We start from the raw sequence: 23,683 nt of genomic DNA on the forward strand, positions 1-23,683 counted from the left end.
GAGCCCCGCCTCCAAGGATCATGCCTGCGCGCGATCTGCCCTGATGTCCGGATGCGCGCTGCTGGCCCATTCGATCACCGGCTTCATCAACTCTAGCAAGGTCCGCCCTCGCTCGGTCAGCCCGTAACTCACTTTCGGTGGCGATGTCGGGAACACTTCACGCGTAAGATATCCCTCTGTCTCAAGTTTGCGAAGTGTGCTCGTCAAAACGCGCTGCGTGATGTCGCCAAGCACGCGCTTGATCTCATTAAAGCGTTTATCGCCATCCTCCAGAACACAGAAAATCAGGATCGACCACTTATCCCCCACCCGATCAAGCACATCCCGTATGGGACAATTCTCTGCATCTTTCTTCTCCAGCACGGTTACTCTGACCATACCTAAGCTCCTAAAAGTGCGTTCTTGCGCCTTGGTATACAATTGACACCTAAAACCAGCAAGCAACAAACACGGGAATCGCTTCATGAAACTGCTGTCCTCTTTCATCGCCGCACTCACACTGGCGCTCTTTTCTACAACTGCAGGAGCTGACGACATGTCTCAAAACAAGAAAAACCTGATGAACTTCTACGCCGCCTTTTCCGAAGGCGATCTGGACGCTCTGGACAAAGTGCTAATCGAAGATTGGGTCACCTATGACGCCAACCCTGGCCAAGGTGCGGGTCGCCAGGGTCTGAAAGATTTCATTCCGGTGATCGCCGCCTCTTTCTCTGATTTTGAGTGGAAAGTCGAAGAACTGGTCGAAGAAGGCAATGTGATCGTGGCGCGCTCCACCTTCTCCGGCACCCACGCGGGCGACTTCATGGGCCACGCTGCAACCGGCAAATCCTTCACCGCCAAAGCAATCGACGTACACCACTTCAACGACGAGGGCATGGTTACCCACACCTATCACCTCGAAGACTGGATCGCGGTGCTGGCACAGATCGGCGCATTGGGCCATTGATCCACACCCGCCAAACAAAAACACCCGCAACGCCTCGGCACTGCGGGTGTTTCCTTTCAAACGGGCCCTTGTGTCAGCCAGCGGCCTCCACCGTCCGCCGCACCTCAGCCGCAACTTCCGCCGCATGGGTAATCGCCCCCATATGCCCCGCGCCAGCAACAGTCGCTCGCCGCCCGTTCTGCACTTGCGCCGCGACATAATCGCAGGCCGGTTTCATAATCGCCGGCGACAGCGCACCGTCCATCACCACAACCGGCACCTCGATCTGCCCAAGGCGCGGCATGATATCGCCCACGTCATGCAGCACATCAAGCTGACTGGCGACCACAAAGGACATCAGCCCGGCAAACTGCGCGCGCGTGGCCTCCGGCAGGGCCGCCCAGGGGCGTCCATCGCCCCATTCCTCCACAAACAGCCGCACCGCGCCCTCTGAGTCCCCGGCCTCATAAAGTGCAATGACCCGCTCCATATGGGCATAGTTCTCAGCCACCGCCTCAGGAGCCTCGGCCTGCGCGCCCAGCATGGTCACCGGCTCATAAAGCGACAGCGAGCGTACCAGATCCGGGCGCAAAAGCGCCAGCCGCAGGCCCAGCAGCCCGCCATAGCTGTGCCCGATCACATCCACCGGCTCGGTGATCTGATCAAGGATCGCATCCAGCATCCATTGCCCGGCCGGGATCTCCTCGCGGTAGGCCACACTGCGCCCGTGCCCGGGCATATCCGGAGCCTCAAGCGTCAGCACATCCCCCAGTACCTCGGCAATACCGCGAAACGCGCCGGAATGCCCAAGGTTGCAATGCAGCGCCAGCGCTTTCCTCGGCCCCTGCCCCAGCACACGCCAATAGAGGCCGTGATCTGCGGCCTCTGCTTTCCCGTCCAGTGCCATTTGTCAGAGCTTACCGGCCAGATGCATATCAAGCTCCTCAATCCGGTCCTGCCCCCAGAACCGCGCACCATCGTCGGTGATGTAGAACGGCGCGCCAAAGGCTCCGGCCTCAACCGCCTCTTCCAGATTGCGCGCATAGGTCTCAGCCCCGATCAGCATGCCGCTGTCCGCCAGCGCCGGATCAAAGCCTGCCGCGCTCAGACAATCGCGGATCACGTCATCCTTTGCGATGTCTTTCTCCTCCGCCCAGCAGGCCCGGGTGAAGCCATGCGCCAGCGCGCCCAAATCACCGCCACCGGCATTCTGCGCCGCGATGAACGCATAAGAGGACGGCGCCATATTGGTTGGCCAATGCGCGGGCTTGAGGTTGAAATCCATGCCCAGCTTCTTGCCCTGACGCACCAGCTCCTGCGCGCGGTACTCCTGACGGCTGGCGTGCCGATCCTTGGGCGCAGTGCCCCCGGTGCGCGCAAACAGCGCCATAATATCCAGCGGCTTATAGACAATTTCCGCCCCGTGTTTGGCCGCAACCTCTTCCAGACGGGTGCCCGCCAAATAGGTATAAGGAGAAATTGTCGAGAAATAATAGGTGATCGTGGCCATTTGCGCCCCTCTATCCATCTGCATCGCTTTGCGAGACGTTAGGGCCATGTTAAGCGGAGTGCAATGTCACGAATCTGTCACCAAAGCCACCTGGGGATTACCGCGCTATGGCCACCATTCTTGAACCCAAACTGATCACGGGCAACGCCAACAAACCTTTGGCCAAATCCATTGCCCGCCGCATGTCCATGCACCGTGGGGTCTCCACCGATCTGGTCAACGCCCGCGTTGAGCGTTTCAACGACGCCGAAATCTTTGTCGAGGTCTACGACAACGTGCGCGGCGAAGACATGTTCATCATCCAGTCTACGTCCAACCCGGCCAACGACAACCTGATGGAACTCCTGATCATGGCCGATGCGCTGCGCCGCTCCTCCGCGGCCCGCATCACCGCAGTGATCCCTTACTTCGGTTACGCCCGTCAGGACCGCCGCACCAAGGCACGCACCCCGATCACCGCCAAGCTTGTGGCCAACATGATGGTCGAAGCGGGCATCGAGCGCGTGCTCACCATGGATCTGCACGCCGCGCAGATTCAGGGCTTCTTTGACATCCCGGTGGACAACCTCTACGCCTCCCCGATCTTTGCGCTCGACATCAAATCCCAGTTCAAAGACACGCTCTCTGACGTGATGATCATCTCCCCTGACGTGGGCGGTGTGGCCCGCGCCCGTGAGCTGGCCAAGCGCATCAACGCCCCGCTCGCCATCGTGGACAAGCGCCGCGAGAAGCCGGGCGAAGTTGCCGAGATGACCGTGATCGGCAATGTCGAAGGCAAGAAATGTATCATCGTGGACGACATCTGCGACACCGCAGGCACGCTCTGCAAAGCCGCCGAAGTGCTGATGGAGCACGGCGCCACCGAGGTCCACAGCTACATCTCCCACGGTGTTCTGTCCGGCCCCGCGATCGAGCGCATCACCAACTCCGTGATGAAATCTCTGGTGATCACCGACAGCATCGAGCCCACCGAAGCCGTGCTCGGCGCCAGCAACATCCGCATCGTACCCACCGCACCGATGTTCGCCCAAGCCATCATGAACACCGCCGCAGGCACCTCGGTGAGCTCGCTCTTTGAGACCGAGACTCTGGAGCCTGCCTATGAAGGTCTGTTTAAGGCCTGATTTGAGACGAAAATGCTAGAATAGAGAAAGCCCCGACTGGAAGGTCGGGGCTTTCTCTATTGGGCAAATTGAATAGAACGGAACTCCAAATTCGGGGCCTCCTATTGTACTCGTCGCACCATCATTTTTTTAGCTAGCTCTTCACTTCTAATGGAAATGCATTTAGTAGAAACAGAGTGCTCGACCCTCTACTTGGGGCTGTAGAATCCACGGCTGCTTATTGTAAAGTCAGTACACAGTTGGTTGACTCCTGTGCAATGTGAGAGTCACCGATGAAAAGTAAAGAGCGAGGGTCGAGCCAAGTGAAGGCTTCTATTGTCTTTCATACCGATTTTAGGCTCATCCAACTACGTGCAGCACATTCCGTAAGAGATGTCGCACTTGCCCTTGGCTTAGACCCTAAAAAATTCTTTCATGTGTTAAAGCACACTGATGACGGCCGATACTACCGAGACTTTGAAATCCCAAAAAAGACTGGTGGATACCGCCAAATTTCTAAGCCCGTAAAAGGTCTGGCCCTAGCACAGGATCGCCTCTCTACGATCCTTGATCACGTCTATAACCCCGGCTCATACGTTAAGGCTTTTGTGAAAAAAACTTCGTTCGTCGAGAACGCAAGATATCACAAGGCACAACGATGGATACTCAACATTGACCTGAAAGACTTTTTCCCTTCGATTTCGTTCCCGAGAGTCCGTGGACTGTTTTTGTCAACGCTCTTCGGTTTCAATGAAAGAGTTGCGACAATTTTGGCAAGAATATGTACCTACAAAGGTTCTCTGCCCCAAGGAGCCAGTACATCTCCAAGACTCGCCAATATCATCGCCAAATCTCTGGACAAAAAGATATTGGAGATCGCGAAAAGCCATCAGTTAAAGTACACTCGCTACTCCGACGACATATCTTTATCTTCCTCCAAGAAGGTGATCCCAACCTTGGTTGTGAAAAATTTTCACGATAACCCCGATGGCAGAGACGTCATACTTGGAGACGGTCTCAAAAACGCCGTTCGAAGTTCCGGTTTTTTCATAAACGCGTCTAAAACACGTCTGATGATGCCCAATAACCGCCAGGAAGTAACTGGCTTAGTGGTAAACAAGCGGGTCAATGTCCGTAGAACAGACATCGCAAAGCTTCGAATGAAAATACACTCCGTAAAGAAAGTCGGATTTAGCGAGGCCGCAAAAGTTTGGGTCGACGGTAATGAAGCTCAACTAAAGAACCACCTCGTCGGGTGGCTCGCGCACATTCGACAAGTTCGCGGCCCCTCTGACCCTGTATTGGCGAAGCTCTGCCTGCAAGCTCACGAGGCAGGATTAACAGAAATTAAATGGATAGAAGAATTGGCAGATATGAGCAAAGAATTTGACGTCTTTCTTTCTCACGCAAGCGAAGACAAAGAAAGAGTAAGAAGACTCCAAGCCGAGTTGGAAGAACGAAAGGTGTCAGTTTTCTTCGATGAGAGCACAATCAAATGGGGCGATTCTATCGTTGAGAAAGTGAATCATGGATTGCTCAAGTCCACCTTTTTCATCCCGTTTTTGACCGAAACTTTTTCAAAAAAAGGATGGACAAATAGAGAGCTAAACTCTGCTATTCAGATGAACATGACGCGCAAGCGCCGAATTCTTCCAATCAAGTCGCCAGACTTTGATGTTGATAGTAAGTACCCGCTGCTCAACGACACGCTTTATAAAACGTGGCCAAGAGATCCGGCAGATGAAGCCGCCTTTATTTCCGAAATTTCGGACGAACTTGTTGCCTTGATCGAAATGGAAAAGTCCAGCGTTTAAAATGCTCTGCCAAAGCATAAAGCGAGGCACAAAAGCAATGTACACAGACGAGATTTAAACGCACACAAAAGTCAGGGAATTGGAGCTCTAGCAACACTCCCTTTACCAATTCCCTACCCCACCGTCCCAAAGCAACATATTCAAGAATCGCAAACCTCCGCGATAACGACGCAATACAGACGCGATACCGACGTGCGATTCAGGTGTTGCGTTCGGCCTTTTCCTCAAGCGTCAGCCACTCTTCCTCGGCCTCCGCAAGCGCCGTTTGACGCTCCACCAGCGCCTCTGTCGCCTTCTGGAATTTCACCGGTTCTTTGGTGAAAAGCTCCGGATCTGCCATGAATTCTTCCAGCTTCGCGATCTCCGCTTCCAGCCGTTCCATGATCCCTGGCAGCGCCTCAAGGCGGTGCTTTTCGGTAAAGCTCAGCCCTGCTGCGGGCGCTTTTTCCTGCTTCACCTTCTCCGCTTTAGCTTTTGTTTTCTCAGCCTTTTTCGGCGCATCTTCCTGCCGCTGCGCTCGGTAATCCGACCAGCCCCCGGCATAGGTTACAGCCCGGCCATTGCCTTCCATGGCGATGGTTGTGGTGGCCACGCGGTCCAGAAAATCCCGGTCGTGGCTGACCAAAAGCACGGTGCCGTCATAGTCATCCAGCAGCTCCTGCAGAAGATCCAAGGTCTCCACATCAAGGTCATTTGTCGGCTCGTCCATGACCAGAAGATTGCTCTCTTTGGCCATCAGTTTTGCGAGTAGCAACCGCGCCTTCTCACCGCCGGAAAGAGACCGCACCGGCGCTCTGGCCTGGCGGTCATCAAACAGAAATTCTTTAAGGTATCCAACAACATGCTTGGGGTTACCGCGCACCATCACCTGATCCGCCTTTCCCGAAACCCGCATCTCAGGGTCGCCCGTGAGACTGTCCCAGAGGGTCATTTCAGGGTCCAATTTCGCGCGCGCCTGATCAAACACCGCAGGCAGCAGATTGGTGCCCAAAGTCACCGTCCCGGCATCCGGTTCCAGCTCCCCCATCAGCATCTTGATCAGCGTGGTTTTGCCCACGCCATTGGGCCCCACAAAGGCCACCCGATCCCCGCGCTGCACCGTCAGAGAGAAGTCCGACACAATGGCTTTGTCGCCAAATCCTTTGGACAAGCCCTTGGCATCAATCACCTTTTTTCCAGACTTTGGTGCCGCCGACAGCTCCATCGCCGCAGAGCCCTGCCGCGAGATCATCGAGGCACGCTCTGCCCGCAGATCCTTCAGCGCCCGCACACGGCCCTGATTGCGTTTACGCCGCGCACTGATGCCTTCCACCGCCCAACGCGCCTCGGCTTTGATCTTGCGATCCATTTTGTGGCGCTGGATGTCTTCTTCTTCCCAAACCTTGTCGCGCCAAGCCTCAAACGCCTCAAAGCCTTTCTCCTGACGTCGCACCATTCCCCTGTCAATCCAAAGGGTTGCACGGGTCAGAGCACGCAGAAACGCGCGGTCGTGGCTGATCAGAACATAGCCCGCGCGCGTCGCCTTCAGCTCCGCCTCAAGCCAGGCAATCGCCTCGATATCAAGGTGGTTTGTCGGCTCGTCCAACAGCATCAACTCCGGGGCCTCAGCCATCAGTCGCGCCAAAGCCGCCCGCCGCCGCTCCCCGCCAGAGGCAGTTTCGACCGCGCGCGCCGGATCAAACTTGAGACCTTCACCGGCCCGCTCAACCTTGTACATCTCCCCCGGATCAAGACTTGCCGAAGCGAAATCCCCAAGCGTCGCAAACCCTTTCATATCAGGGTCTTGCTCCATGTAGCCCACGCTGATGCCTAGCGGCACAACGATCTCTCCGCGGTCCGCTTCAACCAGCCCGGCCATCACCTTCATCAAGGTGGATTTGCCCGACCCGTTGCGCCCGACCAGTGCCACCCGATCTCCGGGCTGCACCACAAGGCTCAGCTGATCAAAAACCGGATCTCCGCCAAAGGTCAGGGAGATATCGCTCATCTGCAAAAGAGGTATACGTGCCATGACAAAAGCGCCTAGCCCGCAAATGAAACCCCGTCAACCTTCACCAAACCGAGTTCGAAATTATGCCGTCAGCGCCCGCAGCAACCGTTTGCGCGCCGGCGGAATCGCCTTGATCTCAACGCCGGTAAACACATGGAGCGTATTCATTTTTTCATCCACAACCGCATGATCGCTGACCCAGCCCCCCATCATCAGATAGCTGCGCAACATGGGTGGCATGTGCCGCTGGGCGAGCTTGAGATTCGGCCTGTGGCGCAATCGCGCGGCAAATCGAAACACGCTGGGTGCCTTGACCTTGGGAAGCCACCTTTTGGGGGCAAGATGCCGGTCCCTGAGCATGGCGAAGCTGTCGAGGTAATTGTTGGCATCCGTACCTGAGAAAGACGCACAACCAAAGAGAAGTTCAACACTGTTTTCATCGACATAGGCAGTCATCGCCGCCCAAGCGAGGCGCAGCACATCAGGGTCATGCACCTCAGGGTGCATACAGAACCGCCCCATTTCTACCATGCGGCCTTGATATTCTTGCAGGGCGCTCAGCTCATAATACTGCGCGGCATAACTCTGCCCGATATCGGCCCCATCGGTGAGCGGCAACATCCTGAAAACACAGACCAAACGCCTGCTCGCGCACTCCTCAATCAAGTAGTGTGTGCAGATTGGATCAAAATCGTCGCAATCCAGAGCATCGGCAGTTCCGTGAAACGCCAGATGCCTCAGCCGCTGCGCCGCCTGCAAATCCTTTTCGCCTACGGCGATCCGTACCTGATAACGGCCTTGTTGCAGCATCTTCTTGCCTATGGGCTGGTCCCGAATGCGATGTGTTTAGCAGACCGCCGGTGACAGCCAAATGACATACGCCCGGCGGTTTTGTCTCAACGGCTTAGAAGTCACCCGAACCCGGAGCCGGCGCGCCAATTGGCGAGAAGTTTCCGAGGTTTGTCCCCAGCTGTCGCAACAGACCACCGGACTGGATGTTATTGTCGGTGATCCGGCGTGACAGCGGCACGACCTGACCGTCTTCTAAAGCGTATTGCTCTATGTTGCGCGCGATTCCGTTGCCGTCAAAACCGATGGCGACGATCTGGCGATCCACCACTTCAGGCCGGCGCGGGCCAAAGTGCTTTACACGGCTGCGCACATAGAGATAGCCGCTGTCGTTCAAAACACCGGAGGCAGAAGGCGGGCCAAAGGTCTCTGCGATGGAATCGCGGGTATCCACACCCAGCGTGATCGAAGCCAGCTCTTCATCAGAAGGCACATAGCCGTGATTTCTGTATCGCGTCGCACAGGAGGCCAGAGACAAAATCACCGCCCCCATGACCGTCACTTTGATCATCGTCTTGCGCGTGTTCATCTTTGTCCTCTTGTGTTGGCTCGCCTTGCCTTTTATCTCGCTTATAGAAGGAATGCGCGCGGTTCAAGAATGTAAGCGCGTTGGATCACTCCAGACCAAAGTCAGAAACCATGTCACAAACCGTGCCCTCTTCCACCACATTTCGTGTGGCGGACCTCCCGCAAAATCGCGCCACGCCGTTCGAGCTGCGCCCCGATCCGCAAACACTTGAGGCCATTGCCAAAGAGCTTGATCTGATAGGGCTCAAAAAGCTGGTCTTTAAAGGCGAGATCCATGCCTTTGGCGAAAACGACTGGGAGCTTGTGGCCGACCTTGGTGCAACTGTCGTTCAGCCCTGCGTAGTGTCTCTGGATCCGGTGACTTCACGAATAGATGAAGAGATCGAACGCCGCTTCCTAGTCCAGATGCCCGAATTGGTTGCTGAAGACGAAGAAGTTGAGATGCCTGAGGACGAAGACGCCGAACCGCTTGGCAGCGCCATAGATGTCTTTGCGGTCATGCAGGAAGCCTTGGCGCTGAATGTCCCGCAATTTCCGCGCGCTGCCGGCGCAGAACTGCAAGATGCCGTCTTTACCGAAGCCGGAAAAAAGGCGATGACAGACGAAGATGCGCGCCCCTTTGCTGGCTTGGCGGCCCTGCGGGACCAACTGTCGGCAAAAGACGACGAATAGGGCTTGCGTTGTGGGAAAATCGCAGTATTTTCGCGCGCTCATTGGAATTTAGCGTTGGACTCGGGCGCGCTTATTGCGTAGAGGCTCAGGACGCTCAGGAAAACGGGCAACTTGCCCCAGTAAATCAAAGGTTGCGACATGGCTGTCCAGCAGAACAAAGTATCTAAATCGCGCCGCAACAACCGCCGTGCACACGACGCCCTGGTTGCAGCGAACCCTAACGAATGCCCAAACTGCGGCGAGCTGAAGCGCCCTCACCACGTGTGCGCATCCTGCGGCCACTACGACGACCGTGAAGTCGTTGCGATGGTTGAAGACGTCGATCTGGACGAAGACGCAGCATAGACAACAGGATCTGCGTCCTCATGGCCGGTTTGACTACATCAGCAAACCCCGTTGGCGGGCGCACGGTGATCTCAGTTGACGCCATGGGTGGCGATCGCGGGCCGGCAGCTGTTGTTGCCGGCATTTCGCTGTCTGCGAACAAAAACCCAGATATTGCTTTCATTCTGCACGGCCCTGAAGCCGAGCTGAAACCTTTGGTTGCGCGCAAACGCAATCTCGAAGGGCGCGTGGAGATTCGCGATGTCTCCGGTGCGGTTGCAATGGAAGACAAGCCGCGCGACGTGATCCGGCGCGGGAAATCCACCTCCATGTGGTCCGCCATCGAATCGGTGCGCTCCGGCGAAGCCGATGCCGTGGTCAGCTGCGGCAACACCGGCGCACTTATGATGCTCTCCGTTGTCCGCCTGCGTAAAATTCTCGGGGTGGACCGTCCGGCCATCGCCATACTTTGGCCGTCCCGCGCGCCCCAAGGCTTCAACATTATGCTCGACGCTGGTGCGGATATCAGCGCGGATGAACACGACCTGCTGCAATATGCCCTGATGGGAGCTTCTTACGCGCGCAACGGCATGGAGCTGCAACGCCCCCGTGTTGGCCTGCTGAATGTCGGCACCGAAGAACACAAGGGTCGCAACGAGCTCAAGCTCGCGCACGACCTGATCGCGCGCAACGCTGAGATCGCGAACTATGATTTTGTCGGCTTTGTAGAAGGCAATGACATCCCGGCAGATAAGGCTGACGTGATTGTCACAGATGGCTTCACAGGCAATGTGGCGCTTAAAACTGGCGAAGGCACCGCGGGGCTGATTGGCGCCCGTTTGCGTGAGGCGTTCAAGTATTCGCCCCTGTCGCGTCTCGCGGCTCTGATGGCCTACACTTCCCTGAACCGCCTCAACAAACGCATCGACCCGCGTCGCGTGAACGGAGGTGTTTTCCTTGGCCTCAACGGAACCGTCGTGAAATCACATGGCTCCTCTGATGCCACCGGTGTTTCTTCCGCGGTAAAGCTGGCGTTCAAACTTGCGCAATCAGGCTTCTCTGAAAAGCTCGCCGCGCGGGTTGCATCTGCGGTTTCCCTGCCGCAAGATGCCGAGAACTCAAGCGAATAACTATAATATAGCAAGGCTCACAGATGACGACACGCGCCGTGGTTTTGGGTATAGGCCACTACTTGCCCGAACGGGTCGTTCCAAACGCCGAGTTTGAAAAAACCCTCGATACGACCGACGAATGGATTCGCACGCGCTCAGGCATTGAGCGCCGCCATTTTGCCGCAGATGATCAAACCACCTCTGATCTTGGCAGCCTCGCAGCTAAAGCCGCACTGCAAAATGCCGGACTTGAGGCCGATGACCTTGACGCGATTGTTGTGGCCACCTCGACACCGGATCTGACATTTCCATCTGTTGCCACCATGGTGCAGCAGAAAATTGGCATGACCCGCGGCTTTGGGTTTGACGTTCAGGCGGTTTGCGCCGGATTTGTCTATGCGCTGACAAACGCCAATGCGCTGATCGTTTCTGGCCAGGCCAAACGTGTGATGGTGATCGGTGCCGAAACTTTCAGCCGGATCATGGATTGGACAGACCGCGCCACTTGCGTGCTTTTTGGGGACGGCGCAGGCGCACTTATTCTCGAAGCGCAAGAAGGCGAAGGCACCTCCTCTGATCGCGGCATTCTGAGCGCTGACCTAAATTCTGATGGCCGCTATCGCGATATGCTGTTTGTCGACGGCGGGGTCTCCACCTCTGGTGACTCCGGAAAACTGCGCATGCAGGGCAACGCGCTCTTCCGTCAGGCGGTCGAGAAGCTTGCCTTTACGGCACAAACCGCGCTCGACAAGATCAATCTGGGCCATGATGACGTCGCCTGGATCGTGCCGCATCAAGCCAATATCCGGATCATTCAAGGCACCGCAAAAAAGCTCGGCATCCCGATGGAGCGCGTGATTGTCACCGTTCAGGACCATGGCAACACGTCTGCAGCCTCCATTCCGCTTGCGCTTTCCGTTGGTGTTGCCGACGGCAAAATCAAACCCGGCGACCTGCTCGTAACCGAAGCTATTGGCGGTGGTTTGGCTTGGGGATCGGTGGCGCTTCGTTGGTAAGCATTGCCGCCTAAGCCTTTGGTGCGCATCAAAGTTAAACGGGGCTGGCACAGCCCAAATCATTGACTTATAAATTCCCATGCCTCTATGTTTTTTGAGAGCGTTATTCACAGGGGGGACTGCATGACTGGAAAGACATTGACCCGGATGGACCTGAGCGAAGCCGTGTTTCGCGAAGTGGGCCTTTCCCGAAATGATTCCGCGCAACTCGTAGAGAGTGTTCTGGCACATATGTCCGATGCACTGGTCCGCGGCGAACAGGTGAAGATCTCTTCGTTCGGCACCTTCAGCGTCCGCGACAAGGCCGCCCGCGTTGGCCGCAACCCCAAAACCGGTGAGGAAGTGCCGATCAACCCGCGTCGCGTGCTGACCTTCCGCCCGTCTCACCTGATGAAAGACCGCGTCGCGGCAGGCAATAAGAAATAAAGCGAGTTACATCCCATGGCGAAATCCCGGGAGGCCTTTCGCACAATCAGCGAAGTGGCCGATTGGCTTGATGTCCAAACCCATGTTCTTCGGTTCTGGGAAAGCAAATTCTCGCAGGTGAAACCTGTCAAACGTGCCGGTGGTCGACGCTATTATCGACCGCAGGATATGGAGTTGCTGGGCGGTATCAAAAAGCTTTTGCACGAAGATGGCATGCCCATCAAAGACGCGCAGAAGCTCATTCGCGAAATGGGTGTCAAACACGTTTCTTCGCTGTCTCAGCCCATCGACGAGCCCAGCAAGTCCCCTGCTAAGGCAGAAATCGAAGCGACGCCGGAACCGGTGGCGACTGAGACGGAGGTCGCGCCATCTCCTGAGATGGAGTTTACCCCATCTGAAACAGCCGAAGCGCCAGCCTTTGAGCCCCAAGAAGAGCTCGAAGAAGCGCCGCTGCCAGAAGCTTCTGAAACAGAAGGCCAAGAGATTTCGCAAGATCCGATCGCTGCTCCTGTGGCTGCAGGCACCGATGATCTGGAAACCCCGCCTCTCTTTGAGCCAGAAGAGCTTCCAAACACGGTCGGAACGGACACCGCTGACGCGGAGATGAGCTTTGAGCCAATGCCAAGTGCCAGCGACGACACGTCGGCCTCAGCCCCAGCTGCCAACAACACAATAGGTGGCGCGGACACCGCCACCATTGGCGATCTCTTTGCGTCTTTGGACGCTGCATCGGCAAAACAAGAGCTCGACTCTGTCTTAGAGACCGAAACGCATGAGCCTACGACAGACTCCTCTGCGCCAACGGATGTAGAAGCGGATTTCACTGTCGAGGACACGCTTGATTCTGATTTCACTCCTGAGATCGATGAAACGCCTGCGTTGACAGAGGCGGATAGCGCTGGTGAGTTCACGCTTGAAACAAGCCCGACCGACATGCCGGAACCGGCGTTTGAACCGGCAGTTAGCGAAGCGCCAGAAACGACTGCCCCTGCCGCCTTCTCGCCGGAAGAGGCTGCTCCGGTTGCTTCGGACACAGCTCAGGCTGTTGAAGCGTCTGTCGAGAATGAGCCTTCCGCACCTGAACAGACAGCACCTGCGACGCCTGAAGATATGCCTTCAGTAGACGCAGTTCAGCCCGTAAGTGCCGAGGAAGGCCAGCCTGTCGAGGCAGAAACAACCGGCATGACAATAGAACAGGAGGAAAGCCAAGATGCCTTCCTTTCCGTGATCACCAAACAGGTGCGTGTGGCTCCAGAAAATCAAAGCCGCGCCGCTGAGCTTTTAGCGCGCCTTGAGGCATTGCACGCCAAAGCAAGCTAATCCGGAAGGGTGCGAAAAGTTGCAATTTTTGACTTGCTCCCGCCCGCAATTCCGTTATGAACAGCCCATCGTCGGGCTATGGCGCAGCCTGGTAGCGCGTCCGTCTGGGGGACGGAAGGTCGCAGGTTCGAGTCCTGCTAGCCCGACCATTCAAAACCGCCCGTGTGCCGCAAGGCCCGGGCGTTTTGTATATCCGGAAGGACCATTATGACCGGCGTATTGCCCAGCCAAACCATTGAAACCATGCTGACAAACGGCGAAATTCGCGTGTCAGAACCGGTTGTTGAAGGCCAGGTCCAACCTGCATCGCTTGATCTGCGTCTTGGCAATGTTGCCCACCGCGTCCGCGCGTCATTCTTGGCCGGACAGGGCCGCACGGTGGCCGAACGCCTCAGCGAATTTGAGATGCACCGTATCGACCTCTCAGATGGCGCGGTGTTGGAAAAGGGCTGCGTTTATGTCGTTCCCCTGATGGAAGCACTCAACCTCCCCGAAGTTGTTCAAGCTGTTGCCAATGCCAAAAGCTCAACCGGCCGACTGGACTTGTTGACCCGCACCATCACGGATGGCGGCACAGAGTTTGACCGCATCGCTGCCGGTTACAACGGCCCGCTTTATGCAGAGATCTGCCCGCGCAGCTTTTCGGTGCTTGTCCGCCCCGGAATGCGCCTCAACCAGATCCGCTTCCGAGCTGGACAAAGCCTGCTAAGCGACGTCGATCTGCGTGTCTTGCATGAGCGCAGCCCGCTGGTGGACGGCGAGGCTGTAATTGACGACGGGCTTGGTTTTTCTGTCGATCTCAAACCCGCAGACGGCACCCTTGTTGGCTATCGTGCCAAGCCGCACACCGGCGTGATTGATCTGGAAAATATTGGGCATTACGACCCGTCCGAATATTGGGAAGAGCTGCACAGCTCTGACGGAAAGATCATTCTCGATCCCGGCGCGTTCTACATTCTGGTGAGCCGTGAAGCCGTGCATATCCCGCCCGCTTATGCCGCGGAGATGGCTCCGTTCCTGGCAATGGTGGGTGAATTCCGCGTGCACTACGCGGGCTTCTTTGATCCGGGCTTTGGCCACGCTGAAGCTGGCGGAACAGGGTCACGGGGCGTGTTGGAAGTACGCTGCCACGAGGCCCCCTTTGTGCTGGAACACGGCCAAGTGGTCGGGCGCTTGGTCTATGAGCGTATGGCGGACGTGCCAGAACAGCTATATGGCGCTGGCATTGCGTCCAACTATCAGGGTCAAGGCCTGAAACTCAGTAAACATTTTAAGGCAGCGTAACACAGACGCTGCCATTGGGACTTAGAAGCGGTTCAGCCGGCGCATCGCGCGCATGGCTTGTTTCGCCTGTTTGTTCCCTTGAGGGTTCACCTGTGGCCCGTGCCCTTCGTCACCATCCGCGCGCGCATGTTTCTGGGACTTGCCACGCGATTTGGACATGGCGTCAAAGCCTGCGTTGATCCCGCCATTCACCAGCCGCCGCACAACCTGACGGATGACCATATTGATAAGTTGGTTCGCGTTCATTTTGCGCGCTCCCTGCTGCCTCATGCGGAATGTATACCAAGATTGCGCCGAATTTAAGGCCCGCGCTCCCTGTTGTCGGGATTGTGTTTAATCCTCAAAGAGTTCGGATTGCCCTGTGACGGCCTCTTCGTCCTCATCGTCACCTGTGGATACACCCAGCGGAATGGTGCCCGGCGGCGGACGGTTCTCCAAAAGCCCCGCGGCACGCAGTTCTTTCAACCCAGGCAGATCGCGCGCACTGGAGAGGCCAAAATGATCCAGAAACTCAGGCGTCACCACAAACGTCACCGGACGTCCCGGTGTCATCTTACGACGCCCCAAACGGATCCACTCCATTTCCAGCAACTGATCGACCGTGCCCCGGCTCACGCTCACGCCCCGGATCTCTTCGATCTCGGCACGGGTCACCGGCTGATGGTAGGCGATAATGGCAAGTGTTTCGATCGCTGCGCGAGACAGTTTGCGCGTCTCAACGGTTTCTTTTTGCAGCAAAAAGCTCAGATCAGGAGCGGTCCGCATGGCCCAAGCGTCGCCCACCTTGACCACACGCACGCCGCGCCCCTCATAGCGCTTGCGCAGGTGCACCACCGCCTCCGCCGCATCACAACCATGCGGCATGCGATCGTTCATTTCCTTGACGCTCACAGGCTCTGTGCTGGCAAAGAGGATCGCTTCACACATGCGCTCCTGCTCCGCAATGGGCGGCGCCTCAAACAGGCTTTCCTCCTGCGCGGGCCGCTCTGCGTGTGCAGCCTCTGCCCCGGCATCAATATTGGCGGCGTTGTCGGTCTCAGTCATCCCTGTCGTCTCTCCTGCGCACTTCTATGGGCGCAAAGGTCTCGCTTTGCCGGATAAACACCTTACCCTCCTTGGCCAGCTCCAAAGAGGCCGCAAATGTCGCTGCCGTGGCCGAACGCCGTTTCTTCGGATCGTTCTCCCACCCAGTTGGCAAGTAGCTCAGAATATCCGTCCAAGCGCCAGCAAAGCCGATCAACCCGCGCATCCGCTCCAGAGCTTCTTCCATCGTAAAGACGGATTCGCGATCCATCACAAATGGGCGGAATTCATCTTTGGTCTTAAGCCGCGCATATCCCTGCATGAGATCAAGCAGCGTGGCCGTGAATGTCACTTTGCGCACGCGCTCCACGCTCTCTGGAATGCCGCGCGCAAAGAAGTCCCGGCCCAATCTGTCACGCGCCATGAGCTTGGCCGCCGCATCACGCATCGCTTGCAGGCGTTCCAGCTGAAACGCCAGGTGCGCGGCGAGTTCTTCGCCCGAAGGGCCCTCTTCCGTGGGATCAGGGGGAAGCAGCAACCGCGACTTCAGAAAGGCGAGCCAGGCCGCCATCACCAGATAATCTGCGGCGAGCTCCAACCGCAAACGCTTGGCCCGCTCCACAAAATCAAGATATTGCTGCGCCAGCTCCAGAATAGAGATCTTGCGCAGATCCACCTTCTGCGTGCGCGACAGCGTCAACAAAAGGTCCAATGGCCCTTCAAAACCATCGACATCCACAATCAGAGCCTCAGCCGCCATACGCTCAGCGACAGTCATCTCCCCCGTGTCATCGGGTCCGGTGTCTTCGATGTCAGTGTCGGCCATTCACTTGCCCGTTCAGAACGCTTTAAGTTCCTCGGCAAGCGCTTCAATGTCAACAGGTTGTGGCACGCGCTTGATCGCCAGAACGGCCTCGGCCCGCGCCTGCGCCGCATCACTCATCTCTCCGCAAGCTTCTGCAACGGCCTGTCGATCCGCAAAGCTGCCGTTACAGTGTAGAACCGCGTCACAGCCAGCCGCCAGCGAAGCAATAGACCGCGCGGTGACCGTGCCGCTCAAGGCTTCCATGCCGATGTCATCGGTCATGATCAGACCACCAAAGCCGATGTCCTCACGGATCATCTGCATTGCCTTGGCAGAGGTGGTTGCAGGGGCATCATCAACCGCATCAAACACGATATGCGCTGTCATGCCCATCGGCAGGTCATTCAGCGCCCGAAAGGGGGCGAAATCGGCCTCAAGCTCTTTGCGCGGAGCTGTCACGCGGGGAAGGTCCAAGTGGCTGTCCACAAAGGCGCGGCCATGGCCCGGCATATGTTTGATCACCGGCAAGACACCGCCATCCAGCAAGCCATCGGCAACCGCGCGTCCGATCTCAGCAACTTTCGCGCTGTCATCGCCATAACAGCGGTTCTGCAGGAATTTATGGGTTTCGGGGCGTGCGACATCCAACATGGGGGCGCAGTTGCTATCAATACCAAGGCCCCGCAGTTCATGCGCAATCATGCGGTAGCGCAGATACATCGCACGGGCCGCATTCTCACCGACCTGTGCCACTTGCTCCAAAGGCGGCAGCCATTCCGTTGCCATAGGCGCACGAATGCGCTGCACGCGCCCGCCCTCCTGATCAATGGTGATCGGCGCATCATGATCGACACAGGCGCGTAGATCATCACACAGCGCCCGCACTTGATCCGCAGTGTCGATATTACGCGCAAACAGAATAAAGCCAAAAGGCCGCGTCTCGCGAAAGAGCGCTTTCTCCTCCGCCGTTACGCGCAGCCCTTCACAGCCGGAAATGACCGCACCAAACCGGCTCACCGGGTGGTCACCGGAATACAGTCCGCGTTCTCAGCTTTCAGAGCGGAACACAGACGACGTGCATCACTAACGTTTTCAAAACCCATGGCGCGCAGCCGGTAAAAAACGCGGCCTCCGCTGCTGGCTTTCTGGATCACGCGGGTCTTGCCACCCAGATACGGCTCAAAACGGCTCTGAAGGCGGGCCCATTCAGCGCTCGCAATTTCTGCAGTTTCATAAGCACCAAGTTGGACCAGACGTGTCCCCGCAGGAATATCTTCCGGGTCGATAGATTTCAGCACGCTGCCCACAGCGGCATCAATCGCGGCAATCTGCTGTTGTCGCGGAGAGGCTGACAAGCCTGCTGGACGCAACACGGGCCGCAAGGAGCGCTTGATACCCCCTTGGATCTCGGGTTTGGGCGTCTCGGTTTCTGGCGCGATCTCGTTCTCGGCTTCGATCACATTCAGCGACGCAGGGATGGCCTGTGCCTCTGCCCCGGCCGCTTCAGTGCCGCTCAAAGGTGTTGCTCCGGCAGAGAGCTGTGCAGCAAGCTCTTCAACCGACAAAGGTTTGCTCACGTCCAAAGCCGCAGGGGCGACGATTGGAGTGGTATCAGTGAGCGTCAGCGTGTCCGTTTCCACCGCTGGCGGTGACACACGCGTGACCGGTTGCTCTGTGGCGGGCGCAGCCGCATTGGCAGCACCAGACACCACCCGGTCTCTTTCGGTCAATGCAATCGGCGGGGGCGCAACAATCACCTGATCGGCGGGACCAGCCGCGCCGCCATCAGCCGCAACCTCATTGACCATCAAACCCTGATGACCCGCCTGTCGTCCGCCCGGATCCTCGGGCTGAATACGCATCGGTCCTTCCAGCGCGCGCACCACAGGCACGCCGCTCACATCCCGTGAAAGAATTTGGTAGCCCCAGACGCAGGTGCCAAGCACAAGCGCTGCCGAAACAAACATACCCGCGCGGTTGACCAAAAGGGCCGCATTCGGGGAGTCGCCGTTGGGCGCGCCAGGCGCACCCATTGGAATTTCTGCCATTTTCGCCTCACTGCCCGCGCGCGCTCTCGTAAGCGATACGGTGTCGCCGGGGTCGTCTTGCCTAGTCCTCAACCCCGACGAACGTGCAGTTTCAGCGCATCTCTTGCGCCGGAGTTACGCCAAGAATACCAAGACCGGCGGAAATAACAACGGCCACGGCACGTGCCAGTGCAATTTTTGCTTGGCTTGTGGCCGCATCGCCCTCTTGCACGAAACGCAGCGAGGTATCCTCATTGCCTTTGTAGTAGAGCGCGTGGAGTTCTCCAGCCAATTCATAGAGATAGAAGGCAATGCGGTGCGGCTCATTTGTGCGCCCTGCAATCTCTACCAGACGCGGCCATTCGGCAATCTTTTTGGCCACACCAATCTCTGCATCATGGCTGAGCTTGCTCAGATCTGCGCCAGCAAGCGTGGCATCGTCTGCTGTAATGCCGGCAGATGCGGCATTCTTCAGAACCGAACACACCCGTGCGTGTGCGTATTGCACATAGAACACCGGATTGTCCTTGGACTGCTCCAGCACCTTATCAAAGTCAAAGTCCAGCGGCGCATCGTTCTTGCGGGTCAGCATAACAAAACGCGTCACATCAGGCCCAACCTGATCCACAACGTCGCGCAGGGTGATGAACGTCCCTGCGCGCTTGGACATCTTGAACGGCTCACCGTTTTTGAAGAGCTTCACCAGCTGGGTCAACTTGATATCGAGAGGTACATTGCCGTCCGACAGAGCCGAAACCGCAGCCTTCATGCGCTTGACATAGCCGCCATGGTCCGCGCCAAAGACATCGATCAACGCGTCAAAGCCACGGGTGACCTTGTCATAGTGATAGGCGATATCGGGCGCGAAATAGGTCCAGCTGCCGTCCGATTTCTTCACCGGACGGTCGACATCGTCGCCATGGTCGGTGGAGCGGAACAGGGTCTGCTCACGTGGCTCCCAGTCTTCGGGTTTTTTGCCCTTTGGTGGCTCCAGCACACCTTCATAGATCAGGCCTTTGCCCTCAAGCTCCGCCAAAGCGCTCTCAATCCGGCCGGTGCCATACAGGGATTTTTCTGAGTAAAACTCATCCATGGTCACGCCCAGCGCCTTCAGGTCAGCGCGGATCAAATCCATCATGGCTTCCGTGGCATACTCACGGATTTCGGCAAGCCAAACGTCTTCGCCTTTGTCGAGATAGGCGTCGCCCACCCTTTCTTTCAGCGCTTCACCAACCGGGATCAGATAGTCACCGGGATAGGTTCCATCTTCAAACGCCACCTCTTGCCCGTGCGCTTCCTGATAGCGCAGGTACACAGAGCGCGCGAGCACATCGACCTGCGCGCCGCCGTCGTTGATGTAATATTCGCGCGTGACGTCAAAGCCGACAAAATCCAGAAGGCTCGCAAGTGCGTCACCAAAGACCGCGCCGCGGGTGTGCCCCACGTGCAGTGGCCCTGTCGGGTTTGCAGAGACATACTCTACGTTGACCTTCTTGCCCGCACCCATGGTGGAGCGGCCAAAGTCATTGCCGCCTTCCAGCGCGGCTTTCACAACATTCTGCCAAAGAACTGGTGCAAGGCGCAGGTTCAAAAAGCCAGGGCCGGCAACTTCCGCCACGTCGACACGTGCATCTTCCGCCAGCTTACCCGCGAGCGTGTCGGCGATGTCGCGCGGTTTCATTTTGGCAGGTTTGGCCAGCACCATCGCTGCGTTGGTGGCCATATCGCCATGCAGCGCATCGCGCGGTGGCTCAACGGCCACGTTTTTAAAGTCCAGCCCTTCAGGCAGTGCGCCCTCGGCTTGCATCGCTTCCAGCGCGTCAATCACCAGCGCGCGGATCTCGGAAAACAGGTTCATCAGACCGTCCTATACATGTCTTTGGTCTTGTCAGATTGCGGTGGGTTTATCACCACAGGCTGTCACGTCAACGTCACTTGCCAATTAGGCGCGCGTGCTGCTGCAATGCATAGCGGTCGGTCATACCGGAAATATAGTCCGACACCATGCGCGCCACAGCGGTTTCATCACCACATCGTCGCAGATCATCATGCCAACGTGCAGGCAGCAAATCAGGTTGCTTGAGGAACAGCGGAAATAGCTCCTCCACCACAATTGTCACTTCTTTGCGCATTTTCACAACAGAAGGGGCCCGATACATGCGGCTAAACAGGAAGGCGCGGATTTCTTTGAGGTCTGCCCACAATGCGCTGGAGAATTGCACCACCGGCCTTCCGCATCCCCGCAACTCCTCCACGGATTGCGCCCCCACCTCCTCAAGCGCCGCGCGCGAGGTTGCAATCACATCGCTCACCATCACGCCAAACACACGGCGCAACGCCTCATGCCGCCGGCGGATCGCTTCAAGACCGGGATAGCTCCTGTCCACATCTGCAAAAGCATCCCCGACAATCGGCAGCGCGCAGATTTCTTCCTCGGTGAAGAGCCCAGCGCGCAGGCCATCATGCAAGTCGTGATTGTTGTACGCCACATCATCGGCCAAGGCCGCCACCTGTGCCTCTGCACTCGCATGGGTGTGAAGCTCCAGATCATGCACCGCGTTGTAATCAGCCAGAGCATAAGGCAGATCGCCAACAACAGGACCATTGTGTTTGGCAATGCCTTCAAGGGTTTCCCAAGTCAGGTTCAACCCGTCAAAATCCGCATAGTGCCGCTCAAGTGAGGTCACGATCCGCACCGCTTGGGCGTTGTGATCAAAGCCGCCGTAGGGCTGCATCAGCGCGTCCAGCGCATCTTCACCCGTGTGACCAAAAGGGGTGTGCCCCAGATCATGGGCCAAAGCGATGGCCTCAGTGATTTCCTGATTGAGGCCCAGAGCCCCTGCGATGGTCCGCGCCACCTGCGCGACCTCAATAGAGTGGGTCAGCCGCGTGCGGAAATAATCCCCTTCATGCTCCACAAACACCTGCGTTTTGTGCTTGAGCCGCCGAAAGGCGCTGGCGTGAATGATCCTGTCCCGATCCCGCTGAAAGCATGATCGAAAGCTGCTCTCCTCCTCCGGAATGCGCCGTCCCCGCGCATGTGCCGGATCTGAGGCGTAGGGCGCATACATGTGCGTGGTCCTTGTAGCCTGTCCTTGGCTTTTCTATATTGAGTTTTGCGCCCGCTTTGAACCGGGCAAATCGCGCGAATAGGACAAAAAATCATGCAGTTGCCGCCCAAAGTAACCGAAAGAGCCTTCGAACGTCTCGCAGAGATCGGTGCCGCCGGTCAGGGTCAGGCCCTGCGCGTGGCCGTTGAAGGCGGCGGATGCTCAGGCTTTCAGTATGAGATCAAGCTGGATACGCCCAAGGATGATGACCTTGTGCTTGAAGGTGCTGGGGAGAAAGTTCTGGTGGACAGCGTTTCTCTGCCATTCTTGGCAGATGCAGTCATCGACTTTTCTGAAGAGCTCATTGGCGCGCGGTTTGTGATCAACAACCCCAATGCCACCAGCTCCTGCGGCTGCGGCACCAGCTTTTCGATGTAAGCACGCGGCGTTTCTCATCTTGCCGCCACCGATGTTTGCTGGGTAGATACAAAGACCCAGCGGACAAAGGACAGCCTCATGAAAATCGCCACGTTCAACATCAATGGCATCAAGGCGCGCATCGAAACCCTGCCCCGCTGGCTGGATGAGGCGCAGCCCGATGTGGCGATCCTGCAGGAAATCAAATCCGTTGATGAGGCCTTTCCGCGCGAGATTTTTGAAGAGCGCGGCTATCAGGTCGAAACCCACGGCCAGAAGAGCTTCAATGGCGTGGCGATCCTATCCAAGCTTCCACTGGAAGACGTGACACGCGGTCTACCCGGTGACGACAGCGACGAACAGGCCCGCTATATCGAAGCAACGGTGATGGGCGACACGCCGATCCGCATTTGTGGCCTCTATTTGCCCAACGGCAACCCGACTCCCGGGCCTAAGTACGACTACAAACTCGCATGGATGGAGCGTCTCCACGCCCGTGCCGAAGCGCTCCTCGCAGCGGAAGAGCCTTTCCTCATGGCGGGCGACTACAACATCATCCCCCAGGATGAAGACGCCGCCAAACCCGAAGACTGGCAAGAAGACGCCCTCGCCCGCCCAGAAAGCCGCGCCGCCTATCGCCGCCTTGTGAACCTCGGCCTGACAGAGGCTTTCCGCGCCCGCAATTCTGCATCAGGCATGTATTCCTTCTGGGACTACCAAGCCGGCGCATGGAACCGCAACAACGGCATCCGCATCGACCACTTCCTGCTTAGCCCGCAATGTGCGGACCTCTTGCAGGATTGCCAAATCGACAAAGAAGAGCGCGGCCGCTCCAAGCCCTCAGATCACGTGCCGGTGTGGATCGACTTGACGGCCTAAGGCGCGTCCCAATCCACATCCGATGCCTCTTCAATCTTTAGCCGACCATCGGGCCAAGGCACCATCAGCGGGCCCACTTCTTCCGGTGAGCCTTCCAGCCAAAGCGGCACATCCTGTTTTTCAAGCAACACGCCCATCCTGTGATGGATCGGCGCAACATCGGCGTTTGGCGCGCAAGTCACTGCCGCCACCTGACGTACCTCGCGCCCACCCGGCGCTTTCCAGACATCTGTGATCGCGGCAAAGATCAGCGGTTCGTCGCCAGAGATCAGCCAAGCCGTCTTGCGCCGCGCCTCACCCGTCCATTCATACCAGCCATCGACAATGATCACGGCGCGCCCCGTGCCCTCAAAGGCTGACTTGTCAAACACGGTTTCAGAGCGTGCATTTATGATCGTTTCCATCACAGGCCGCCCACGCGCATTCACGCGCCCCACAGGGATGATCCCCCAGCGCATACGCTGAAAGCCACTTGAGGTGAGACAGACAACCTCCTGCCCCGGCGCAATATTTCGGCGCGGCGGCTCATCTTCGACCGCCGATGCATCTGCGCTGACCCATTGGCCAACATCGCGCATCGTCGTGGTCAGAAAGAACCGCCCGGGCATC

26 protein-coding genes and 1 tRNA gene are annotated in these 23,683 nt (G+C 57.4%); 13 read left to right on the top strand and 14 right to left on the bottom strand.

What is annotated here, in order from left to right; translation table 11 throughout:
- Positions 1 to 18: 18 nt before the first annotated feature.
- On the bottom strand, positions 19 to 378 hold the full coding sequence (locus J7400_RS11525) for a helix-turn-helix domain-containing protein (RefSeq protein ID WP_209063299.1): 360 nt from the start codon (positions 376 to 378) through the stop codon (positions 19 to 21).
- 85 nt (positions 379 to 463) lie between these two features.
- Here J7400_RS11525 and J7400_RS11530 point away from each other — a divergent pair, with 85 nt between their 5' ends.
- The gene (locus J7400_RS11530) at positions 464 to 946 is read left to right on the top strand and encodes an ester cyclase (RefSeq protein WP_209063301.1); all 483 of its coding nucleotides are present in this window, start codon (positions 464 to 466) and stop codon (positions 944 to 946) included.
- A gap of 73 nt (positions 947 to 1,019) precedes the next feature.
- On the opposite strand, the gene J7400_RS11535 is transcribed toward J7400_RS11530, so the two are convergent.
- A complete protein-coding gene (locus J7400_RS11535; RefSeq protein WP_209063303.1) occupies positions 1,020 to 1,832 on the bottom strand; it encodes an alpha/beta hydrolase in 813 nt (270 codons plus the stop codon).
- Positions 1,833 to 1,835: 3 nt separating this feature from the next.
- Positions 1,836 to 2,435: a 2-hydroxychromene-2-carboxylate isomerase gene (locus J7400_RS11540; protein WP_209063305.1), complete on the bottom strand. Its 600-nt coding sequence runs from the start codon at positions 2,433 to 2,435 to the stop codon at positions 1,836 to 1,838.
- A 107-nt stretch (positions 2,436 to 2,542) separates the two neighbouring features.
- Between J7400_RS11540 and J7400_RS11545 the strand changes: the two genes are divergently transcribed.
- Both J7400_RS11545 and J7400_RS11550 read left to right on the top strand, forming a co-directional pair.
- Positions 2,543 to 3,559, top strand: a complete 1,017-nt coding sequence (locus J7400_RS11545; protein ID WP_209063307.1) for a ribose-phosphate pyrophosphokinase — start codon at positions 2,543 to 2,545, stop codon at positions 3,557 to 3,559.
- Between the two features lie 272 nt (positions 3,560 to 3,831).
- On the top strand, positions 3,832 to 5,352 hold the full coding sequence (locus J7400_RS11550; RefSeq protein WP_209063309.1) for a TIR domain-containing anti-phage reverse transcriptase: 1,521 nt from the start codon (positions 3,832 to 3,834) through the stop codon (positions 5,350 to 5,352).
- 199 nt (positions 5,353 to 5,551) lie between these two features.
- On the opposite strand, the gene J7400_RS11555 is transcribed toward J7400_RS11550, so the two are convergent.
- The 3 genes from J7400_RS11555 to bamE all read right to left on the bottom strand — a co-directional run bounded on the left by J7400_RS11555 (position 5,552) and on the right by bamE (position 8,720).
- The gene (locus tag J7400_RS11555) at positions 5,552 to 7,363 is read right to left on the bottom strand and encodes an ATP-binding cassette domain-containing protein (RefSeq protein ID WP_209063311.1); all 1,812 of its coding nucleotides are present in this window, start codon (positions 7,361 to 7,363) and stop codon (positions 5,552 to 5,554) included.
- A gap of 60 nt (positions 7,364 to 7,423) precedes the next feature.
- Positions 7,424 to 8,152, bottom strand: coding sequence for a GNAT family N-acetyltransferase (locus J7400_RS11560; RefSeq protein WP_209063318.1), 729 nt, complete (start codon positions 8,150 to 8,152; stop codon positions 7,424 to 7,426).
- Positions 8,153 to 8,246: 94 nt separating this feature from the next.
- Positions 8,247 to 8,720 carry an outer membrane protein assembly factor BamE gene (bamE, locus tag J7400_RS11565; protein ID WP_209063320.1) on the bottom strand — a complete coding sequence of 158 codons (474 nt, stop codon included), beginning with the start codon at positions 8,718 to 8,720 and terminating at the stop codon, positions 8,247 to 8,249.
- A gap of 110 nt (positions 8,721 to 8,830) precedes the next feature.
- Between bamE and J7400_RS11570 the strand changes: the two genes are divergently transcribed.
- The 8 genes from J7400_RS11570 (at position 8,831) to J7400_RS11605 (ending at position 14,873) form a co-directional block, all read left to right on the top strand.
- A complete protein-coding gene (locus J7400_RS11570; protein WP_247738766.1) occupies positions 8,831 to 9,391 on the top strand; it encodes a DUF177 domain-containing protein in 561 nt (186 codons plus the stop codon).
- 138 nt (positions 9,392 to 9,529) lie between these two features.
- The gene (rpmF, locus tag J7400_RS11575) at positions 9,530 to 9,736 is read left to right on the top strand and encodes a 50S ribosomal protein L32 (RefSeq protein ID WP_058311355.1); all 207 of its coding nucleotides are present in this window, start codon (positions 9,530 to 9,532) and stop codon (positions 9,734 to 9,736) included.
- A 20-nt stretch (positions 9,737 to 9,756) separates the two neighbouring features.
- Positions 9,757 to 10,845 carry a phosphate acyltransferase PlsX gene (gene plsX, locus J7400_RS11580; protein ID WP_209063322.1) on the top strand — a complete coding sequence of 363 codons (1,089 nt, stop codon included), beginning with the start codon at positions 9,757 to 9,759 and terminating at the stop codon, positions 10,843 to 10,845.
- 23 nt (positions 10,846 to 10,868) lie between these two features.
- Entirely contained in the window at positions 10,869 to 11,843 is a 975-nt protein-coding gene (locus tag J7400_RS11585; RefSeq protein WP_209063324.1) for a beta-ketoacyl-ACP synthase III, read from the top strand.
- Positions 11,844 to 11,966: 123 nt separating this feature from the next.
- Positions 11,967 to 12,269 carry an integration host factor subunit alpha gene (gene ihfA, locus J7400_RS11590; RefSeq protein WP_209063326.1) on the top strand — a complete coding sequence of 101 codons (303 nt, stop codon included), beginning with the start codon at positions 11,967 to 11,969 and terminating at the stop codon, positions 12,267 to 12,269.
- 15 nt (positions 12,270 to 12,284) lie between these two features.
- A complete protein-coding gene (locus J7400_RS21195) occupies positions 12,285 to 13,589 on the top strand; it encodes a MerR family transcriptional regulator (RefSeq protein ID WP_247738767.1) in 1,305 nt (434 codons plus the stop codon).
- A gap of 72 nt (positions 13,590 to 13,661) precedes the next feature.
- Positions 13,662 to 13,738 (top strand) — tRNA-Pro (locus J7400_RS11600).
- Between the two features lie 58 nt (positions 13,739 to 13,796).
- A complete protein-coding gene (locus J7400_RS11605; RefSeq protein ID WP_209063328.1) occupies positions 13,797 to 14,873 on the top strand; it encodes a 2'-deoxycytidine 5'-triphosphate deaminase in 1,077 nt (358 codons plus the stop codon).
- Positions 14,874 to 14,894: 21 nt separating this feature from the next.
- Here the strand turns inward: J7400_RS11605 and J7400_RS11610 are convergent, their stop codons facing one another.
- The 7 genes from J7400_RS11610 to J7400_RS11640 all read right to left on the bottom strand — a co-directional run bounded on the left by J7400_RS11610 (position 14,895) and on the right by J7400_RS11640 (position 21,799).
- Positions 14,895 to 15,119, bottom strand: a complete 225-nt coding sequence (locus J7400_RS11610; protein WP_209063330.1) for a hypothetical protein — start codon at positions 15,117 to 15,119, stop codon at positions 14,895 to 14,897.
- Positions 15,120 to 15,206: 87 nt separating this feature from the next.
- A complete protein-coding gene (scpB, locus tag J7400_RS11615; RefSeq protein ID WP_209063332.1) occupies positions 15,207 to 15,917 on the bottom strand; it encodes an SMC-Scp complex subunit ScpB in 711 nt (236 codons plus the stop codon).
- Complete coding sequence (locus tag J7400_RS11620) at positions 15,910 to 16,722, bottom strand: ScpA family protein (RefSeq protein WP_209063334.1); 813 nt, start codon at positions 16,720 to 16,722, stop codon at positions 15,910 to 15,912. Before J7400_RS11620 ends, scpB begins: the two co-directional genes overlap by 8 nt.
- Positions 16,723 to 16,734: 12 nt before the next feature.
- Positions 16,735 to 17,718, bottom strand: coding sequence for a beta-N-acetylhexosaminidase (gene nagZ / locus J7400_RS11625; RefSeq protein ID WP_209063336.1), 984 nt, complete (start codon positions 17,716 to 17,718; stop codon positions 16,735 to 16,737).
- The gene (locus J7400_RS11630) at positions 17,715 to 18,749 is read right to left on the bottom strand and encodes an SPOR domain-containing protein (RefSeq protein WP_209063338.1); all 1,035 of its coding nucleotides are present in this window, start codon (positions 18,747 to 18,749) and stop codon (positions 17,715 to 17,717) included. Before J7400_RS11630 ends, nagZ begins: the two co-directional genes overlap by 4 nt.
- A gap of 91 nt (positions 18,750 to 18,840) precedes the next feature.
- Positions 18,841 to 20,586, bottom strand: coding sequence for an arginine--tRNA ligase (argS, locus tag J7400_RS11635; protein ID WP_209063340.1), 1,746 nt, complete (start codon positions 20,584 to 20,586; stop codon positions 18,841 to 18,843).
- 73 nt (positions 20,587 to 20,659) lie between these two features.
- A complete protein-coding gene (locus tag J7400_RS11640; RefSeq protein ID WP_209063342.1) occupies positions 20,660 to 21,799 on the bottom strand; it encodes a deoxyguanosinetriphosphate triphosphohydrolase in 1,140 nt (379 codons plus the stop codon).
- A gap of 93 nt (positions 21,800 to 21,892) precedes the next feature.
- Between J7400_RS11640 and J7400_RS11645 the strand changes: the two genes are divergently transcribed.
- Positions 21,893 to 22,216, top strand: coding sequence for an iron-sulfur cluster assembly accessory protein (locus J7400_RS11645; protein WP_209063344.1), 324 nt, complete (start codon positions 21,893 to 21,895; stop codon positions 22,214 to 22,216).
- A 78-nt stretch (positions 22,217 to 22,294) separates the two neighbouring features.
- Complete coding sequence (gene xth / locus J7400_RS11650) at positions 22,295 to 23,074, top strand: exodeoxyribonuclease III (RefSeq protein WP_209063346.1); 780 nt, start codon at positions 22,295 to 22,297, stop codon at positions 23,072 to 23,074.
- On the opposite strand, the gene J7400_RS11655 is transcribed toward xth, so the two are convergent.
- On the bottom strand, positions 23,071 to 23,682 hold the full coding sequence (locus J7400_RS11655; RefSeq protein WP_209063348.1) for an SOS response-associated peptidase: 612 nt from the start codon (positions 23,680 to 23,682) through the stop codon (positions 23,071 to 23,073). The two genes, xth and J7400_RS11655, sit on opposite strands and share 4 nt — an antisense overlap.
- Position 23,683: the final 1 nt, after the last annotated feature.

This window comes from Shimia sp. R9_2 (genome assembly GCF_017743735.1).
Taxonomy (GTDB): domain Bacteria; phylum Pseudomonadota; class Alphaproteobacteria; order Rhodobacterales; family Rhodobacteraceae; genus Shimia.

Bases quoted from the DNA above. Each gene is read 5' to 3' on its own strand.
- rpmF (WP_058311355.1), top strand. From the start codon at position 9,530: ATGGCTGTCCAGCAGAACAAAGTATCTAAATCGCGCCGCAACAACCGC.
- argS (WP_209063340.1), bottom strand. From the start codon at position 20,586: ATGAACCTGTTTTCCGAGATCCGCGCGCTGGTGATTGACGCGCTGGAA.
- J7400_RS21195 (WP_247738767.1), top strand. From the start codon at position 12,285: ATGGCGAAATCCCGGGAGGCCTTTCGCACAATCAGCGAAGTGGCCGAT.
- J7400_RS11555 (WP_209063311.1), bottom strand. From the start codon at position 7,363: ATGGCACGTATACCTCTTTTGCAGATGAGCGATATCTCCCTGACCTTT.
- J7400_RS11605 (WP_209063328.1), top strand. From the start codon at position 13,797: ATGACCGGCGTATTGCCCAGCCAAACCATTGAAACCATGCTGACAAAC.
- J7400_RS11630 (WP_209063338.1), bottom strand. From the start codon at position 18,749: ATGGCAGAAATTCCAATGGGTGCGCCTGGCGCGCCCAACGGCGACTCC.
- J7400_RS11525 (WP_209063299.1), bottom strand. From the start codon at position 378: ATGGTCAGAGTAACCGTGCTGGAGAAGAAAGATGCAGAGAATTGTCCC.
- scpB (WP_209063332.1), bottom strand. From the start codon at position 15,917: ATGACTGAGACCGACAACGCCGCCAATATTGATGCCGGGGCAGAGGCT.
- J7400_RS11585 (WP_209063324.1), top strand. From the start codon at position 10,869: ATGACGACACGCGCCGTGGTTTTGGGTATAGGCCACTACTTGCCCGAA.
- J7400_RS11640 (WP_209063342.1), bottom strand. From the start codon at position 21,799: ATGTATGCGCCCTACGCCTCAGATCCGGCACATGCGCGGGGACGGCGC.
- J7400_RS11655 (WP_209063348.1), bottom strand. From the start codon at position 23,682: ATGCCCGGGCGGTTCTTTCTGACCACGACGATGCGCGATGTTGGCCAA.
- J7400_RS11550 (WP_209063309.1), top strand. From the start codon at position 3,832: ATGAAAAGTAAAGAGCGAGGGTCGAGCCAAGTGAAGGCTTCTATTGTC.
- J7400_RS11570 (WP_247738766.1), top strand. From the start codon at position 8,831: ATGTCACAAACCGTGCCCTCTTCCACCACATTTCGTGTGGCGGACCTC.
- J7400_RS11620 (WP_209063334.1), bottom strand. From the start codon at position 16,722: ATGGCCGACACTGACATCGAAGACACCGGACCCGATGACACGGGGGAG.
- J7400_RS11610 (WP_209063330.1), bottom strand. From the start codon at position 15,119: ATGAACGCGAACCAACTTATCAATATGGTCATCCGTCAGGTTGTGCGG.
- J7400_RS11535 (WP_209063303.1), bottom strand. From the start codon at position 1,832: ATGGCACTGGACGGGAAAGCAGAGGCCGCAGATCACGGCCTCTATTGG.
- plsX (WP_209063322.1), top strand. From the start codon at position 9,757: ATGGCCGGTTTGACTACATCAGCAAACCCCGTTGGCGGGCGCACGGTG.
- xth (WP_209063346.1), top strand. From the start codon at position 22,295: ATGAAAATCGCCACGTTCAACATCAATGGCATCAAGGCGCGCATCGAA.
- bamE (WP_209063320.1), bottom strand. From the start codon at position 8,720: ATGAACACGCGCAAGACGATGATCAAAGTGACGGTCATGGGGGCGGTG.
- J7400_RS11530 (WP_209063301.1), top strand. From the start codon at position 464: ATGAAACTGCTGTCCTCTTTCATCGCCGCACTCACACTGGCGCTCTTT.
- J7400_RS11545 (WP_209063307.1), top strand. From the start codon at position 2,543: ATGGCCACCATTCTTGAACCCAAACTGATCACGGGCAACGCCAACAAA.
- ihfA (WP_209063326.1), top strand. From the start codon at position 11,967: ATGACTGGAAAGACATTGACCCGGATGGACCTGAGCGAAGCCGTGTTT.
- J7400_RS11645 (WP_209063344.1), top strand. From the start codon at position 21,893: ATGCAGTTGCCGCCCAAAGTAACCGAAAGAGCCTTCGAACGTCTCGCA.
- J7400_RS11560 (WP_209063318.1), bottom strand. From the start codon at position 8,152: ATGCTGCAACAAGGCCGTTATCAGGTACGGATCGCCGTAGGCGAAAAG.
- J7400_RS11540 (WP_209063305.1), bottom strand. From the start codon at position 2,435: ATGGCCACGATCACCTATTATTTCTCGACAATTTCTCCTTATACCTAT.